Origin of the sequence: Aquicoccus sp. SU-CL01552 (genome assembly GCF_040365005.1) — a bacterium.
Lineage (GTDB): Bacteria > Pseudomonadota > Alphaproteobacteria > Rhodobacterales > Rhodobacteraceae > Antarcticimicrobium.
Window position 1 is genome coordinate 36,327 of record NZ_BAABWV010000016.1, and the last position, 16,362, is coordinate 52,688.

Genomic DNA, 16,362 nt, shown 5'->3' on the forward strand with positions numbered 1-16,362 from the left:
ATCGCGCAGGCTGCGGCCTAAACGCACGTCACGCCGTAGCAAACGGAAACGAAACATGGCCCGCGGGACCGCTCCGGGCCCCCAAAACAGACAAGGGTTGAGACATGGCTGTCCAACAGAACAAAGTATCCAAGTCGCGCCGCAACAACCGCCGGGCGCATGATGCCTTGGTTGCTGCGAACCCCAACGAGTGCCCGAACTGCGGCGAGTTGAAGCGTCCGCACCACGTGTGCCCGTCCTGCGGCCACTATGACGACAAGGAAATTGTCGCCATGGCCGACGAGGTCGATCTGGACGAAGACGCGGCTTGAGCCACACCGAAGCCACCTGCGCATGACGGCTAAGTCCGACCAGATGAACGATCGAAACCGCCCCGAGGGCGCGCAAATCGTCATTTCGGTCGATGCGATGGGTGGCGACGCGGGCCCCGGGGTGGTGATCTCGGGGATGGCGGAATCCGCCATGAAGAACCCCGACCTGGGGTTCATCCTGCACGGTCCGGAAGAGACGCTGAGAAAGCTGGTCGCGCGCCGCCGCACGCTTGCGGGGCGCGTGTTTTTTCGTGACGCGCCCGACGTCGTCACGATGGAGGACAAGCCCAGCCACGTGATGCGTCACGGCAAGAGCACCTCGATGTGGTCGGCACTGCAGGCGGTGCGCGACGGCGAGGCGCATGGCGCCGTCTCCTGCGGCAATACCGGCGCGCTGATGGCGCTGAGCATGCTGTGCCTGCGCAAGCTGCCGGGCGTCAGCCGCCCGGCGATCGCGGTGCTGTGGCCGTCGCGCAACCCCCAGGGCTTCAACGTGATGCTCGACGTCGGCGCCGATGTGCGTGCCGACGCGCGCGACCTGCTGCAATACGCACTGATGGGCGCCTCTTACGCGCGCAACGGGATGGACCTCAAACGCCCCCGGATCGGCCTGCTCAACGTCGGCACCGAGGAACACAAGGGCCGCCCCGAGCTGAAAGAGGCGCATGGGCTGATCGCGCAGTTCGCCGATCAGGCCCATTTCGATTTCGTCGGCTTCGTCGAGGGGCGCGACATACCCGGTAACGTGGCCGACGTGATCGTGACCGACGGGTTCACCGGCAACGTCGCGATCAAGACCGGGGAAGGCACCGCCGCGATGATCGGCGCGTCGCTGCGCGAGGCGTTCCGCTATTCGCTGCTGTCGCGGCTTGCCTCGGTGCTGGCGATCACCTCGCTGCGCCGGCTGCAAAAGCGGATCGACCCCCGCCGGGTCAACGGCGGCGTGTTCCTCGGGCTGAACGGCACGGTGGTCAAATCCCACGGCGGCGCCGATGCCACCGGGGTGTCGGCGGCGATCAAGCTGGCCTTTCACCTGGCAGAGTCGGGCTTTGCCGAACGGTTGGCGGCACGGGTTGCATCCACCGCCACACTTGTCGAGGATGGTGCGACCGCGACGGCGCCAACAGCCGAAAAAACAGAAAAACAGGGAGGCGGGCGAGAGGCATGACAAAACGTTCTGTGGTGATCGGGGTCGGCCACTATCTGCCGGAACGGGTGGTCCCCAACGCCGAGTTCGAGAAGACTCTCGACACCTCCGACGAATGGATTCGCAGCCGCTCGGGCATCGAGCGCCGCCATTTCGCCGCCGAGGATGAGTCCACCTCGGACCTGGCCACCCATGCTGCGCAGGCGGCCCTGGCCGATGCCGGGATCGAGGCGGACGACATCGACGCCATCATCCTGGCCACCTCGACCGCCGATCTGACCTTTCCCTCGGCCGCGACCATGGTGCAGGCCCGGCTGGGAATGACCACCGGCTTTGCCTTTGACGTCCAGGCGGTCTGCGCCGGGTTCATCTATGCGCTGAGCAATGCCAACGCGATGATCCTGTCCGGCCAAGCCAAGCGGGTCATGGTGATCGGGGCCGAGACCTTCTCGCGCATCATGGACTGGACCGACCGGTCGACCTGCGTGTTGTTCGGCGATGGCGCCGGCGCCCTGATTCTCGAAGGTCAGGAGGGCAGCGGCACCGCGCAGGATCGCGGAATCCTCGCCGTCGACCTGAACTCCGACGGACGCTACAAGGACCTGCTGTACGTCGATGGCGGCGTATCCACAGGCACCTCGGGCTATCTGCGGATGCAGGGCAACCAGGTATTCCGTCACGCGGTCGAAAAGCTGGCCAAGACGGCAGAGACCGCGCTGGAGCGCGCCGGTCTCGGTGCCGATGATCTCGACTGGATCGTACCGCACCAGGCCAACATCCGCATCATCCAGGGCACCGCCAGGAAGATGGGGCTGAGCATGGACAAGGTGGTGGTCACGGTCCAGGACCACGGCAATACCTCGGCCGCATCGATTCCGCTGGCGCTGTCGGTGGGCAAGGCCCGCGGCCAGATCAAGCAAGGCGATCTGGTGGTGACCGAGGCGATCGGCGGCGGCCTGGCCTGGGGCGCGGTGGTTCTGCGCTGGTAACGGTGCGGTTTGCCACCTAAACCGCCTCGTTTAATTCATTGATATTGACAGTGAATTTGCGCTCACCCTATTCTCCCAGAATAAAACGGGGGATGGTATGGGCTCAAAAACACTCACGCGGATGGATCTGAGCGAGGCAGTATTCCGCGAGGTCGGGCTGTCGCGCAATGAAAGCGCCCAGTTGGTCGAAAGCATGCTGGACCTGATTTCCGACGCGCTGGTGCGCGGCGAACAGGTCAAGATTTCGTCTTTCGGCACGTTCAGCGTTCGCGACAAATCCGCCAGAATCGGTCGCAATCCGAAGACCGGCGAAGAGGTTCCGATTCAGCCGCGCCGGGTTCTGACCTTTCGACCGTCGCACCTGATGAAAGACCGGGTCGCCGACGGCAACCGGAAATAGGCGGGTTACGGGCGTATGGCCAAATCTCCCGATGCCTTTCGCACCATAAGCGAAGTCGCGGCCTGGCTGGGGGTTCAGGCGCATGTCCTGCGGTTCTGGGAAAGCAAGTTCAGCCAGGTCCGTCCGGTCAAGCGCGCCGGCGGGCGGCGTTATTACCGCCCCTCCGACATGCGCCTGATCGGCGGCATCAAGACGCTGCTGCACGACGACGGCATGACCATCAAGGGTGTTCAGAAAATCCTGCGCGAACAGGGCGTTGCCCATGTTTCAGCGCTCTCCCCCGCGTTGGAGGGAGAGGCGGACGACAGCCTTGAGGCGGTGGTGGAGTCGGGGGGCACCGTGCTGGCCTTCAAGGCAAAGGACGCCCCGTCGACAGAGGTTTCGGGGACGGTCGGGTCGCAACCCGAGCAGACCGACACCCCGGACCACGACGCGGCGGCGGACGACGCCCCGCCGGCAAGCACCCTGCCCTCGTTCCTGAGTCGGCCACCGGAAACGACACCGGACATGGCGCGCCCAACGCCGCCGACCCCGGTCACACCCGTCCCGGTCACACCGGCCCCTGTGGCCGCAGCGCCCGGCACCGGCGCACCGCTCGAGGCCGACCTGCCCTATACACCGGGCGTGCTGGGCCACCTGGCCGGAGTCACCGTTTTGAGCCCGGACCAGGCCAACCGGATCGCGCCCTTGGCGCGGGCTTTGCGTGATTGGCACGACCGTCACGCCAAAGCCGGCTGGGGCTGACGAAAAATCAATGTTTTCCTCTTGCTCCCCGCCGCAGAAACGGTATGAAGGCGCACACGTCGGGCTATGGCGCAGCCTGGTAGCGCGTCCGTCTGGGGGACGGAAGGTCGCAGGTTCGAGTCCTGCTAGCCCGACCAAATTACACCGACGTAGAGAACAATCATGCCGCCCCCACCCCCGGCGCGGCGGGGGATAGGCATGACCGGCGTTTGCCCCGATCACCAGATCCGCACCATGATCGACAGCGGCGCGATCCGCGCCGCAACGCCGGTGCTGGACGAACAGGTCCAGCCCGCCAGCCTCGATCTGCGACTGGGCCGCGTGGCCTATCGCATCCGCGCCTCCTTCCTGGCCGGACAGGGCCGCACCGTGGCCGAGCGTCTGGACGAGTTCGAGATGCACCGAATCGACTTGGACGGCGGCGCGGTGCTGGAAAAGGGCTGCGTCTACCTGGTGCCGCTCGAGGAATCGCTCGCCCTGCCTGCCGATATGACCGCGGTCGCCAACGCCAAGAGCTCCACCGGGCGACTCGACCTGCTGACCCGGAGCATCACCGACGGCGGGGCCGAGTTCGACCGAATCGCGCCGGGCTATTCCGGCCCGCTTTACGCCGAGATCTGCCCGCGCAGTTTCTCGGTGCTGGTGCGTCCCGGCATGCGGTTGAACCAGATCCGGTTTCGGCGCGGCCAAGCGGTGCTGAGCGACGCGGAACTGCGAACGCTGCACGCGGAGGCCCCACTGGTCGATGGTCCGGCGATGATCGAACAGGGGCTTGGCTTCTCGGTCGACCTGCGGCCCGCGCAATCAGACCTGGTCGGCTATCGCGCCAAGCCGCATACCGGGGTGATCGACCTGGATCGCATCGGTGCCTATGACCCGGCCGACTTCTGGGAAGAGGTGCGCAGCAAGACCGGCCAGATCATCCTCGATCCCGGTGCGTTCTATATCCTTGTCAGCCGGGAGGCGGTGCACATCCCGCCCGACTATGCCGCCGAGATGGCCCCCTACCTCGCCATGGTGGGGGAGTTCCGGGTGCATTACGCCGGCTTCTTCGATCCCGGGTTCGGCCATGCGGGCGCCGGTGGGGCCGGTGCGCGCGGCGTGCTCGAGGTGCGCTGCCACGAGGCCCCCTTTGTCCTGGAACACGGGCAGGTGGTGGGCCGGCTGGTCTATGAGCGGATGACGGCCCAGCCCGCGCGCCTCTATGGTGCGGGCATTGCCTCGAACTACCAGGGCCAGGGGCTGAAACTCTCCAAGCACTTCCGCGCCGCGTAACCGGCGCGCGGCGCAGTCACCGCGGGATCACCGCGCGTTGCGCTGTGCCGCATAGGCGGCGCGCCGGTCCCTGCGCAACTGGCGCCGATAGGCGCGCTCTTGCGCAGACATGCCCGTCTCTGCCTCCGGCGCCGGTGCGACCGGTTGGGCGCGCGGTTTCGGTTGCGGCGGCGGGGGCGGTGCCAAGGCGTCGCGTTGCTGAGACGCCGGCTCCGGTGATGAAACGGGTTGCGGCGCTGGCTTCGGCTCGGGCCGGGGTGTGGTTGTCCGCTCTTCCCGCGCCTGAGGCTGCGGCTTGGGCGCCTTCACCCGCGACTTGCGCTTCTTGCCGAAGTTGGACGCCGCGTTGATCCCCGCGTTGATCCCGGTATGGATCACGCGCCGCATCAACAGCCGCAGGACCATGTTGATGATCTGGTTCAGGTTCATGTCCTGATTCCTCTGCCGTTCGCGCAGTACATAGGGTCGGAATTTGCCGATTTCAGGGCAGAGGCCCGATCAATCCTCGAAAAGCTCGGACTGGCCCTCGATGACCTCGTCATCCTCGTCGTCATCCTCGTCCTGCCCGCCCATCAGCCCCGGGCGCGGGCGGTTTTCCAGCAAGCCCGCGGCGCGCAATTCCTTCAGCCCCGGCAGGTCGCGGGCGGTCTCCAACCCGAAATGATCAAGGAACTGCGGCGTCACCACGAAGGTCACCGGGCGGCCCGGTGTCATCTTGCGGCGGCCAAAGCGGATCCATTCCATTTCCAGCAGCTGGTCGATGGTGCCCCGGCTGACCGAGACGCCGCGAATCTCCTCGATCTCGGCCCGCGTGCAGGGCTGGTGATAGGCAATGATCGCCAGCGTCTCGATCGCGGCGCGCGACAGCTTGCGGGTCTCGACCGTCTCCTTCTGCATCAGGTAGCCGAGGTCGGGCGCGGTCCGGAACGCCCAGGCATCGCCCACCTTGACCACGCGCACCCCGCGCCCCTCGTAGCGTTTGCGCAGATGCACCAGCGCCTCGGCCGCGTCGCAGCCATGCGGCATCCGCGCCTCGAGGTCACGCACGGTGACCGGGTCGACACTGGCAAACAGCACCGCCTCGGCCATGCGCTCCTGCTCGGCCATGGGCGGGGCCTCGAACAGGGTGTCGCTCCGGGTTTCTTCGTGGTCGTCGGTCACGTCCTGTCGTCCCTTCTGCGCAATTGAATCGGGGCGAACAGCTCGCTCTGCCGGATTTCCATATGCCCCTCCTTGACCAGTTCGAGCGAGGCCGCAAAGGTCGCCGCCGTGGCCGAACGGCGCCGCATCGGATCGTTTTCCCAGCCGTCTGGCAGGTAACTGGTGATGTCCGTCCAGGTTCCGGCAAAGCCGATCAGCGGGCGCATCCGCTCCAGCGCCTGCTCCATGGTGAACAGGTTGTCGCGATCCATCACGAAGGGGCGAAACTCGTCCTTGGTGCGAATGCGGGCATAGCCCTGCATCAGGTCCAACAGGGTTGCGGTATAGGTCACCCGTCGCACCCGCGTCACCTCTTCGCGGTGACCACGGGCAAAGAAATCGCGCCCCAGCTGGTCCCGCCCCATCAGCCGCGCGGCGGCGTCGCGCATCGCCTGCAACCGCTCCAGCTGGAACGCCAGGTGCGCCGCCAGTTCCTCGCCCGAGGGACCCTCTTCGTCCGGGTCCGGCGGCAACAGGAGCCGCGATTTCAGAAACGCCAGCCAGGCCGCCATCACAAGGTAATCGGCGGCCAGCTCGATCCGCAGCGTCTTGGCCTTTTCGACAAAGATCAGGTACTGGCGCGCCAGTTGCAGAACCGAGATCGTGCGCAGGTCCACCTTTTGCGTGCGCGACAGCATCAACAGCACGTCGAGCGGGCCCTCGAACCCCTCGACATCCACGATCAACGCCTCGGCCGCCAACCGTTCGGTGACCGAGAGCGTGTCTTCCTGGAACAGATCGCCGTTATCCGACATAAACCTCACCGCCCATGAGGGCAGAAAGCTCCGCCTCGGCGGCGTCAATGTCAAGCGGTTCGGGCGCCCGGCGCGCCGCCAGCGCGGCCTCGGCCCGGGCCTGGGCGGCATCGGTCATCGCGCCCGCCGCATCCGCCACCGCGACCCGTTCAGCCAGCGTGCCGTTGCAGAGCAGCACCACGTCACAGCCCGCGGTCAGCGCGGCGCGGCTGAGATCGCCCAGGTCGCCCTGCAACGCCTTCATCGAGATGTCGTCGGTCATGATCAGCCCGTCAAAGCCGATCTGGTCGCGGATCATCCCCATCACCGGGGCCGAAAGAGTCGCCGGTTCGGAATCCAGCGCGTCATAGACCAGATGCGCGGTCATTCCCATCGGCAGGTCGTTCAGCGCGCGAAAGGCGGCGAAATCGGTGTCGTCCAGATCTTCGGGATCGGCGGCGACATGCGGCAGGTCGAAATGGCTGTCCTGGGTGGCGCGACCGTGGCCGGGGATGTGTTTCAGCACCGGCAGGACCCCGCCCGCCAAAAGCCCGTCGGCCACCGCGCGCGCCAGTTCCGCGACCCTGTCGGCCTGCGTGCCATAGCAGCGATTGCGCAGAAACGGGTGGGTGCCGTCAAACGCCAGGTCGGCCATTGGGGCACAGTCGGTGTCAATGCCAAGGGCGCGCAATTCATCCGCGATCAACCGATAGCGCAGAAACATCGCCCGCGCCGCGCCGTCTCCGGCCCGCGCCACGTGCTCCAGCGGTGGCCGCCACTCCCGCGCCAGCGGCGCCCGCAGCCGTTGCACGCGCCCGCCCTCCTGGTCGATCAGGACCGGGCAATCGCGCCCGACGGCCGCGCGAAACTCGTTGCACAGCGCGCGCACCTGGTCCGGCGTGTCGATATTGCGGGAGAACAGGATGAAGCCAAAGGGATCCACGTCGCGGAAAAACGCGCGCTCTTCCCGGCTCAGCCGCAGCCCCTCTGCATCAAGGATCGTGGCGCCGAAGGTCATCTTGCGGTGACGGGGATGCAATCGGCGTTCTCGGCAACCAACGCCGAGCAGAACCGCCGCGCATCGGACAGGTCCTCGAACCCCATCGCGCGCAGCCGGTAAAAAGTGCGCCCGCCGCTGCTGGCCTTCTGGATCACCCGCTTCTTGCCGTCGAGATAGGCCTCGAACCGGGTATTCAGCCGATCCCATGCCGCGCGCGCCACCTCGGGCGAGTCATAGGCGCCAAGCTGGGCCAGCCGGGTGCCGACCGGAACGCTGTCCGCCGTAACATCGACACGGGCCACCGCATCCTGCGCCGCGCTCAGCGCCGCCATGACATCCGCATCCGAACCCGTCGCAGAGGCGAGCCGAACCGGGCGGGCCAGCGGCCGCAACGAGCGTCGGACCCCCGGCGCGTTGAGCACCGTCGATGACACCCTGGCTTCAATGGGTTCCGGTGTATCAAGAACCATGTCGGATCCGATCTCCGGCGTCAGGTCCGCCTCGCTGTCCGACGACGCCCCCAAGAGGCCACCCTGCAGCCGCGCGGGCTGAATGATCCGGTCCTCTGCAGGCGCTTCGGTTTCGCCCTCCTCCAAAGGGGCGACATCGCGGGTCAACTCGTCGACCAGCTTGTCGACCTGGCCGTCGCGGAAGGCCGCGATGGTGTCACTGTCGACCGAGGCCTTGGTCACCGCCGGAGTCGCCGTGGTGCCCAGTTCGCCCATCGGCAGATCCTCGTCGGTCAGATGCACCGGGCGCGGCGCCAGTGCCAGGCGGTCGGGCGGCGGGGCCGCCGTTCCCCGGGCTGCCACCGCGTTCACGGCCAGTCCCTGGTGATCGGCCGGACGCCCGCCCGGATCCTTGGGCTGTTCCCGCATCGGCCCTTCCAGCGCCCGCACCACCGGCACGCCGCTGACGTCGCGCATCAACAGCTTGTAACCCCAGATCCCAACGCCGATCACCAGCACCAGGGATGCCAGCGCGCCGGCAACGTTGACCGCCTTGCCGATCGAGCCCTGATCCCGGGTTCCTGCCGCATCGCCGTCCTGTGGGACGGCGTCCTCTGCATAGAGATCGCCCCCATACACACCATAGGTGTACTCGATTTCCGCCATGTCCGCCTCACTGCCCCTTCGGCGCGGGGTTCAAACCGCGCATGGGGTCTCTTGTCATCTGCCTCAGGCCAGCGGTTCGGGCGGTTTTGTCACCGCATCTCCTGCGCCGGCGTCACCCCAAGAATACCAAGGCCGGCAGAAATAACAACGGATACGGCCCGCGCCAGTGCCATTTTTGCATGGCTTGTGGCCGCATCGCCCTCTTGCAGGAACCGAAGCTCGGGCAATTCGTTGCCCCGGTTCCACAGCGCGTGGAACTCGCCCGCCAGTTCATAGAGGTAGAAGGCGACGCGATGCGGCTCGTGCGAGCGGGCGGCAATCTCGACCAGGCGCGGCCATTCGGCAAGTTTGCGGGCGACCGCCAGCTCGGCCTCGTGGCCCAGCGGGGACAGGTCCGCCGCGCCGAGGGTGGCGTCGTCGGTGGCGATCTGTGCCGCCTCGGCCTTGCGCAGCACGCTCATCACCCGGGCATGGGCGTATTGTACATAAAACACCGGATTTTCCCGGCTTTGCTCGAGCACCTTGTCGAAATCGAAATCCAGCGGCGCATCGTTCTTGCGCGTCAGCATCACGAACCGGGTCACGTCCGGGCCGACCTGTTCGACCACGTCGCGCAGGGTGACGAAGTTGCCGGCCCGCTTGGACATCTTGAACGGCTCGCCGTTCTTCCACAGTTTGACCAGCTGCGTCAGCTTGATGTCGAGCGGCACCCGCCCTTCGGACAGCGCCGAAACCGCCGCCTTCATGCGTTTGACATAACCACCGTGATCGGCGCCGAAGACGTCGATCAGCTCGTCGAACCCGCGTGTCACCTTGTCGTAGTGATAAGCGATGTCGGGCGCGAAATAGGTCCAGCTACCGTCCGATTTCATGATCGGGCGGTCCACGTCGTCACCGTGATCGGTTGATTTGAACAGGGTCTGTTCGCGCGGCTCCCAATCCTCGGGAGTCTTGCCCTTGGGCGGTTCCAGCACGCCGCGATAGATCAGCCCCTTGCCGCGAAGATACTCGATCGCCGCCTCGATCCGCCCGGTGCCGTAAAGCGATTTCTCGCTGAAGAACACGTCCATCTTCACACCCAGCGCGGCCAGGTCGGCGCGGATCAGCTCCATCATCTTGTCGGTGGCATAGTCGCGCAGCTGTTCCAACCAAACCGCCTCGGGCTGATCGACGTAGCGGTCGCCGACCTCTTTCGCCAGCGTCTCGCCGACCTCGATCAGGTATTCGCCGGGATAGGTGCCCTCGGGAAACTCGACCGCCGCGCCCTGTGCCTCGAGATACCGCAGGTAGACCGAGCGGGCCAGCACATCGACCTGCGCACCACCGTCATTGATATAGTATTCGCGCGTCACCTTGTGGCCGGAATAGGCCAGCAGGCTGGCCAGTGCATCGCCGAACACCGCGCCGCGGGTGTGACCCACGTGCAGCGGTCCGGTGGGGTTGGCGGAGACGTATTCCACGTTGACCTTGCGCCCCTGCCCCATCTCGGACCGGCCAAAGGCATCGCCCAGTTGCAGCACGCCAGAGACCACCCCGCGCCAGACGTCACCGGACAGGCGCAGGTTGAGGAACCCGGGACCGGCCACCTCGGCCGTTTCGATCCGCGCATCCTCGGCCAGCCGGCTGGCCAGCGCCTCGGCAATGTCGCGCGGCTTCATCTTGGCGGGCTTGGCCAGCACCATCGCCGCGTTGGTGGCCATGTCGCCATGGGCCGGATCGCGCGGCGGTTCCACCGTGACATTGTCCAGCGCCAGCCCCTCGGGCAGCGCGCCGGACTGCATCATCTCGGTCAGGTGGGACACGACAAGCGTGCGGATATCGGCAAACAGGTTCATCGGGCATCCTTTCGGGCTTTGGCGCGGTTTACCACTCCTTACGGGGCGGTCAACCGCCGGCGCCGACTGGTCAGGAGGGGCGACCGCCCAACAGCCGCGCATGTTCGAGCAGCGCGAAGCGATCGGTCATGCCGGCGATGTAGTCGGAAACGATCCGCGCCACCGCCGTTTCCCCCTCTTCCGCCTTGGCCGCGCGACCCAGGTCGGGATGCCAGCGGGCCGGCAGCAGACCGGGATCGGAGAGGAACAGCGCGAACAACTCCTCGACCACCACCGCCACTTCCAGCCGGATCTTCATGACCGAGGGCGCGCGGTACATGCGACGGAACAGAAAGGCGCGGATGTCCTTCAGATCCGCCCAAAGACCGGGGGAAAAGCAGATCACCGGGCGACCGAGATGGCGGATATCCTCAACCCGTTGCGCGCCACTCTCGGCAAGGTTGACGCGCGCGGTGTCGATCACGTCCGAGACCATCACCCCGAACACCCGGCGCAGCGCCTCGTGCCGGCGCCGGTTCCAGTCAAGGCCGGGGTATTTCGCGTCGACCTCGGCATAGGCCGGGCCGACGATCGGCAGGGACATGATATCTTCGTCGGTGAACAGCCCCGCCCGCAGCCCGTCATGCAGATCGTGGTTGTTGTAGGCGATGTCGTCGGCAAGCGCGGCCACCTGTGCCTCGGCGCTGGCATGGGTGTGCAGTTCCAGGTCGATCTCCTGGTTGCAGGCGGCCAGCGCCCAGGGCAGATCGCCCACCACCGGGCCGTTGTGTTTGGCAATCGCCTCAAGGGTTTCCCATGTGAGGTTCAACCCGTCAAACTCGGCATAGTGGCGTTCCAGCGCTGTGACGATGCGGATTGCCTGGGCGTTGTGGTCGAACCCGCCGTAGGGTGCCATCAGCGCATGCAGCGCGTCCTCGCCGGTGTGGCCGAACGGTGTGTGGCCAAGGTCATGCGCCAGCGCCACCGCCTCGGTCAACTCCTGGTTCAGCCCCAGAGCACCAGCGATGGTGCGGGCCACCTGCGCCACTTCGATCGAATGGGTCAGCCGGGTACGATAATTGTCGCCCTCGTGCTCGACGAAGACCTGTGTCTTGTGCTTCAGTCGCCGAAAGGCGCTGGCATGGATGATCCGGTCCCGGTCCCGTTGGAAACAGGAGCGAAAGCTGCTTTCCTCTTCCGCAACCAGCCGCCCGCGGCTGGCCTCCGGATTCGAGGCGTAAGGCGCGCGCATCTGCCGTCCTTGTTCTTGTGCCTGTGCTCATGGCCTCTATATTGGAATCTCAGAGGAATTCAAACGCCGGAGAGCGCCATGAAACTGCCACCCAAAGTGACCGAGCGTGCCTTTGCCCGCCTGGCCGAGATCGGCGCCGCCGACCAGGGCAAGGCGCTGCGCGTGGCCGTCGAGGGCGGCGGCTGCTCGGGCTTTCAATACGACATCGCGCTGGACGACCCGGCCGAGGACGACCTGGTGCTGGAGGGCAAGGGGCAGAAGGTCGTCGTCGACACCGTCTCGCTGCCCTTCCTTGAGAATGCCACCATCGACTTTACCGAGGAGTTGATCGGCGCGCGGTTCGTCATCGAGAACCCCAATGCCACCTCTTCCTGTGGCTGCGGCACCTCGTTCTCGATGTAAGGTCACGGGAAAGCCGTACCTTTCCGCGTCTTGCCGACAGACTTCAAACCTGAGGGTCATCCGTGCCCCCTGCCCGTGCGCGCCCGTCTTGCCCCCACGGGCGGGATCGACGATAGATCGCACAGCACCGCGACGGGAGAGCCGCCATGAAGATCGCCACCTTCAACATCAACGGGATCAAGGCGCGCGTGAACGCGCTGAGCGCCTGGCTGGACGATGCGCAACCCGACGTGGCGATCCTGCAGGAGATCAAGTCGGTCGACGAGAATTTCCCGCGCGAGATCTTCGAGGAACGCGGGTACAACGTCGAAACCCACGGCCAGAAAGGTTTCAACGGCGTGGCGATCCTGTCGAAACTGCCGCTGGAAGATGTCCGGCGCGGGTTGCCCGGCGACGACGCGGACGAACAGGCGCGCTGGATCGAGGCCACCGTGGTCGGCAAGACCGCGATCCGCCTGTGCGGGCTGTACCTGCCCAACGGCAATCCGGCACCGGGACCGAAGTTCGATTACAAGCTGGCCTGGATGGAACGGCTGGAGGCGCGCGCGCGCGACCTTCTGGCCGCCGAAGAGCCGGCGATGATGGCCGGCGACTACAACATCATCCCGCAGCCCGAGGATGCCGCCCGCCCCGAAGCCTGGATCGAGGACGCCCTGTTCCGCCCCGACAGCCGCGCCGCCTTTCAGCGCATCGTCAACCTCGGCTTTACCGATGCGGTGCGCGCCCGGCTGCGCGGGCCCGGCCATTATACCTTCTGGGATTACCAGGCCGGGGCCTGGAACCGCAACGACGGGATCCGCATCGATCACCTGCTGCTGACCCCGCAGGCGGCCGACCTGCTGGTCGACGTCGGTATCGACAAGGAGATCCGCGGGTATGAGAAGCCCTCGGACCACGTTCCCGTCTGGGTCGACCTGGACATCTGACCGCCTCCGCGTGTTTCCGCCGGTTGGGGCGCCGGCCCGTTGCCATGCCCTACGCTTCACGCGTTAATGGTTGCTCATGGTTTTGGTGAAAGGGTGTAACATGGTTCGGGCGATCCTGCGGCTTTCGACGCTGCTGCTGCTGGTGGCCTGCGGCCAAGGCTCGGCTCCGCCCGCGCCCTCGGCGGTCGAGACCACCGCGCATCCGCACATGTCCTTTCTCGCCGCGCCGCGGTTCGACGATCTTGACCCGCATGACTGGCAGGGCATCGCACCCCACCGCTACCCGGTGCATGGCATCGACGTCTCGCGCTACCAGGGAGAGATCGACTGGCAGGCAGCCCGGCGCGGCGGCATCGCCTTTGCCTATATCAAGGCCACTGAGGGCGGTGATCATTCCGATCCGATGTTCCGCGACCACTGGAGCGGCGCGCAACGGGCCGGGGTGCGGCGCGGCGCCTATCATTATTTCTACTTCTGCCGCCCGGCGGCGGAACAGGCGCGCTGGTTCATCCGCCATGTGCCGCGCGACGCCACCGCCCTGCCCCACGTGCTGGACATGGAGTGGAACCACCGCTCCCGCACCTGCACCAAGCGCCCCGACGGCGCCAAAGTCCGGGCCGAGGCGCGCCGATTTCTCGATATCCTCGAACGCCATTATGGCCACCGCCCGGTGATCTACACGACGCCCGATTTCTACCGCGAGACCGGAATTGGCAGGCTGGCGGGAACGCAATTCTGGCTGCGCTCGGTCGCCGGTCACCCCCGCGAGGTCTATCCCGGAGCGCGCTGGACATTCTGGCAATACACCGGCACCGGGGTTGTCCCAGGGGTCAAGGGACCGGTTGATATCAATGTGTTTTCCGGTCGCCCCGAGGCCTGGACCGGCTGGCCGGGTTGATTCTTTGCCTCTTCCATGCCAGATATTGATCTAGGTCAATTTTGTCCCAAAATTAAAAAAAGACCAACAGACGAGCATCCGAGGCATAGCTGACATGAGCACGCACACGATTCCGTGGCTGGAGAATATCAAGCTGATCCTGAGCCGCCCGAAGGCGGTTCAATTTGCTGCGCTCTGCTATCGCCCCGGTGCCGATGGCACGCCCGAAGTGTTGCTGGTCACCTCCTCGCGCGGGCGCTGGATCGCGCCCAAGGGCTGGCCGATCAACGGGCTGGAAGGGGCACAGATCGCACTGCAGGAGGCTTGGGAAGAGGCCGGCGTGCAGGACGGCAAACCCTGGCCCGAGCCGCTGACCAGCTACGATTGCGTCAAGCAGCACGACAGCGGGCTCGAACGGGACTGCACCATCTGGGTCTATCCGATCGAGGTGACGCGGATGTGCGACGACTTCCCCGAGGCCGACCGGCGCGACATCGTCTGGTTGCCGATTGCACAGGCGATCGAGAAGGCGGAAGAGCCGGGCCTGCGCGACGCGCTGCAACAGTTCGCCGAAAAGATGGTCGCGCGCGCTTGATCTGAAGGCAGATCCGCCTTATCCGCCCCCTGATTGCAACAGCCTCATGACAGGTGCGCGGGGCGGACCCGGATGGCACTGGAAAGCGTGAATGTCCCAGCCCCCTTCCCCCCGGAACTGGAAAACCCTCGACAAGGATCTTGGCCGGATCGGCCAGCTTGAACTGGCAACGCTCTATGTCGCGCGCCCGATGGTGGGGCTGGGCATCGCGCTGGCCTTCATGGTTCTCGTCGGGCTGATCGCAGCCGTTTTCACCGGCAGCGGCGCCACCTCGGCGATCATCATCGCCGCCGCCGTCCTCGGCGCCTACATGGCGATCAACATCGGCGCAAATGACGTGGCCAACAACATGGGGCCGGCGGTCGGCGCCAATGCCCTGACGCTGGGCGGTGCCATCGTGATCGCCGCGCTGTGCGAAAGCGCGGGCGCGCTTCTGGCCGGTGGCGACGTGGTCTCGACCATCTCCAAGGGGATCATCGACCCGGCCGGCCTCGAGGATACCTCGATCTTCATCTGGGCGATGATGGCGGCGCTGACCTCCTCGGCGCTCTGGGTCAACCTGGCCACCTGGATCGGCGCGCCGGTCTCGACCACCCATGCGGTGGTCGGCGGGGTGATGGGCGCGGGCATCGCCGCCGCCGGGTTCGGCGCCGTCAACTGGTCGAGCATGAGCGCGATCGCCGCAAGCTGGGTGATCTCTCCGGTCCTCGGCGGGGTCATCGCCGCCTCCTTCCTCGCCTTCATCAAGTCGCAGATCATCTACCAGGACGACAAGATCGCCGCCGCCCGGCGCTGGGTGCCGGTTCTGGTGGGGATCATGGCCGGGGCCTTTGCCGCCTACCTGTCGGTCAAGGGGTTGAAGAAGGTGATCCATATCGACCTGGGCACCGCGCTTCTGATCGGGGTCCTGGTCGGCGCGGTGAGCTATGCCGTCGCCGCGCCGATGGTCCGGCGCCAGTCCATCGGCATGGAGAACCGCAACAAGTCGCTCAAGACCCTGTTCGCCCTGCCGCTGGTGATCTCTGCCGCGCTTCTGTCCTTTGCGCATGGCGCCAATGACGTGGCCAACGCGGTCGGCCCGCTGGCCGCCATCGTGCATTCGGTGGAGTTCGGCGAGTTCGCGGGCAAGGTCGCGATCCCCAGCTGGGTCATGATCGTCGGGGCCTTTGGCATTTCCTTCGGCCTGGTGCTGTTCGGCCCCAAGCTGATCCGGATGGTCGGCAGCCAGATCACCAAGCTGAACCCGATGCGCGCCTATTGCGTGGCGCTCTCGGCGGCGATCACCGTGATCGTGGCAAGCTGGCTGGGCCTGCCGGTGTCCTCGACCCATATCGCGGTGGGTGCGGTGTTCGGGGTCGGGTTCTTCCGCGAATGGCACAGCGAACGGCGGCGGCCCCGCAACATGCCCTTTGAGCGCAAGAAACTCGCCGTCGAAGAGCGGCGCCGGCGCAAGCTGGTGCGCAGGTCGCATTTCCTGACCATCGTCGCAGCCTGGCTGATCACCGTGCCCGCCGCGGCGCTGCTCTCGGCGGTGGTTTTCACGGTCCTCCACGCACTGTTCGTCTAGGCCCCGGCGCGGCG

At 66.2% G+C, this 16,362-nt stretch carries 18 protein-coding genes and 1 tRNA gene; 12 read left to right on the forward strand and 7 right to left on the reverse strand.

Annotated elements, in window-relative coordinates:
* The first annotated feature begins 104 nt into the window (after positions 1-104).
* From rpmF to ABWV23_RS17305, 7 genes are all read left to right on the forward strand, one after another.
* The gene (rpmF, locus tag ABWV23_RS17275; protein ID WP_353349945.1) at positions 105-311 is read left to right on the forward strand and encodes a 50S ribosomal protein L32; all 207 of its coding nucleotides are present in this window, start codon (positions 105-107) and stop codon (positions 309-311) included.
* Positions 312-333: 22 nt separating this feature from the next.
* Entirely contained in the window at positions 334-1,479 is a 1,146-nt protein-coding gene (gene plsX, locus ABWV23_RS17280; protein WP_353349947.1) for a phosphate acyltransferase PlsX, read from the forward strand.
* The gene (locus ABWV23_RS17285) at positions 1,476-2,447 is read left to right on the forward strand and encodes a beta-ketoacyl-ACP synthase III (protein WP_353349949.1); all 972 of its coding nucleotides are present in this window, start codon (positions 1,476-1,478) and stop codon (positions 2,445-2,447) included. Before plsX ends, ABWV23_RS17285 begins: the two co-directional genes overlap by 4 nt.
* Before the next feature lie 97 nt (positions 2,448-2,544).
* Positions 2,545-2,847, forward strand: a complete 303-nt coding sequence (gene ihfA / locus ABWV23_RS17290) for an integration host factor subunit alpha (protein ID WP_300243200.1) — start codon at positions 2,545-2,547, stop codon at positions 2,845-2,847.
* Between the two features lie 15 nt (positions 2,848-2,862).
* Complete coding sequence (locus ABWV23_RS17295; RefSeq protein ID WP_353349951.1) at positions 2,863-3,591, forward strand: MerR family transcriptional regulator; 729 nt, start codon at positions 2,863-2,865, stop codon at positions 3,589-3,591.
* A 60-nt stretch (positions 3,592-3,651) separates the two neighbouring features.
* Positions 3,652-3,728: transfer RNA gene (locus ABWV23_RS17300), tRNA-Pro, on the forward strand.
* Between the two features lie 61 nt (positions 3,729-3,789).
* Entirely contained in the window at positions 3,790-4,866 is a 1,077-nt protein-coding gene (locus ABWV23_RS17305; protein ID WP_353349953.1) for a 2'-deoxycytidine 5'-triphosphate deaminase, read from the forward strand.
* A 27-nt stretch (positions 4,867-4,893) separates the two neighbouring features.
* On the opposite strand, the gene ABWV23_RS17310 is transcribed toward ABWV23_RS17305, so the two are convergent.
* From ABWV23_RS17310 to ABWV23_RS17340, 7 genes are all read right to left on the reverse strand, one after another.
* Positions 4,894-5,295 (reverse strand): hypothetical protein, encoded by a 402-nt coding sequence (locus tag ABWV23_RS17310; RefSeq protein ID WP_353349955.1) that lies wholly within the window; start codon positions 5,293-5,295, stop codon positions 4,894-4,896.
* 69 nt (positions 5,296-5,364) lie between these two features.
* The gene (gene scpB, locus ABWV23_RS17315; protein ID WP_502901669.1) at positions 5,365-5,973 is read right to left on the reverse strand and encodes an SMC-Scp complex subunit ScpB; all 609 of its coding nucleotides are present in this window, start codon (positions 5,971-5,973) and stop codon (positions 5,365-5,367) included.
* Positions 5,974-6,023: 50 nt separating this feature from the next.
* Positions 6,024-6,821 carry a segregation and condensation protein A gene (locus ABWV23_RS17320; RefSeq protein ID WP_353349960.1) on the reverse strand — a complete coding sequence of 266 codons (798 nt, stop codon included), beginning with the start codon at positions 6,819-6,821 and terminating at the stop codon, positions 6,024-6,026.
* Complete coding sequence (nagZ, locus tag ABWV23_RS17325; RefSeq protein WP_353349962.1) at positions 6,811-7,818, reverse strand: beta-N-acetylhexosaminidase; 1,008 nt, start codon at positions 7,816-7,818, stop codon at positions 6,811-6,813. Before nagZ ends, ABWV23_RS17320 begins: the two co-directional genes overlap by 11 nt.
* Positions 7,815-8,915: an SPOR domain-containing protein gene (locus ABWV23_RS17330; RefSeq protein ID WP_353349964.1), complete on the reverse strand. Its 1,101-nt coding sequence runs from the start codon at positions 8,913-8,915 to the stop codon at positions 7,815-7,817. The genes nagZ and ABWV23_RS17330 overlap by 4 nt, the downstream gene beginning before the upstream one ends.
* Positions 8,916-9,004: 89 nt before the next feature.
* Complete coding sequence (argS, locus tag ABWV23_RS17335) at positions 9,005-10,750, reverse strand: arginine--tRNA ligase (RefSeq protein WP_353349966.1); 1,746 nt, start codon at positions 10,748-10,750, stop codon at positions 9,005-9,007.
* 70 nt (positions 10,751-10,820) lie between these two features.
* On the reverse strand, positions 10,821-11,981 hold the full coding sequence (locus ABWV23_RS17340; RefSeq protein WP_353349968.1) for a deoxyguanosinetriphosphate triphosphohydrolase: 1,161 nt from the start codon (positions 11,979-11,981) through the stop codon (positions 10,821-10,823).
* A 78-nt stretch (positions 11,982-12,059) separates the two neighbouring features.
* On the opposite strand from ABWV23_RS17340, the gene ABWV23_RS17345 reads away from it, so the two are divergent.
* The 5 genes from ABWV23_RS17345 (at position 12,060) to ABWV23_RS17365 (ending at position 16,348) form a co-directional block, all read left to right on the forward strand.
* Positions 12,060-12,383 (forward strand): HesB/IscA family protein, encoded by a 324-nt coding sequence (locus ABWV23_RS17345; protein WP_300243216.1) that lies wholly within the window; start codon positions 12,060-12,062, stop codon positions 12,381-12,383.
* A gap of 146 nt (positions 12,384-12,529) precedes the next feature.
* Positions 12,530-13,309 (forward strand): exodeoxyribonuclease III, encoded by a 780-nt coding sequence (gene xth / locus ABWV23_RS17350; RefSeq protein WP_353349971.1) that lies wholly within the window; start codon positions 12,530-12,532, stop codon positions 13,307-13,309.
* A gap of 100 nt (positions 13,310-13,409) precedes the next feature.
* Positions 13,410-14,207, forward strand: coding sequence for a glycoside hydrolase family 25 protein (locus tag ABWV23_RS17355; RefSeq protein WP_353349973.1), 798 nt, complete (start codon positions 13,410-13,412; stop codon positions 14,205-14,207).
* Positions 14,208-14,301: 94 nt separating this feature from the next.
* Positions 14,302-14,781 (forward strand): NUDIX hydrolase, encoded by a 480-nt coding sequence (locus ABWV23_RS17360; RefSeq protein WP_353349975.1) that lies wholly within the window; start codon positions 14,302-14,304, stop codon positions 14,779-14,781.
* 91 nt (positions 14,782-14,872) lie between these two features.
* Positions 14,873-16,348: an inorganic phosphate transporter gene (locus ABWV23_RS17365; protein WP_353349977.1), complete on the forward strand. Its 1,476-nt coding sequence runs from the start codon at positions 14,873-14,875 to the stop codon at positions 16,346-16,348.
* The last annotated feature ends 14 nt before the right edge of the window (positions 16,349-16,362 follow it).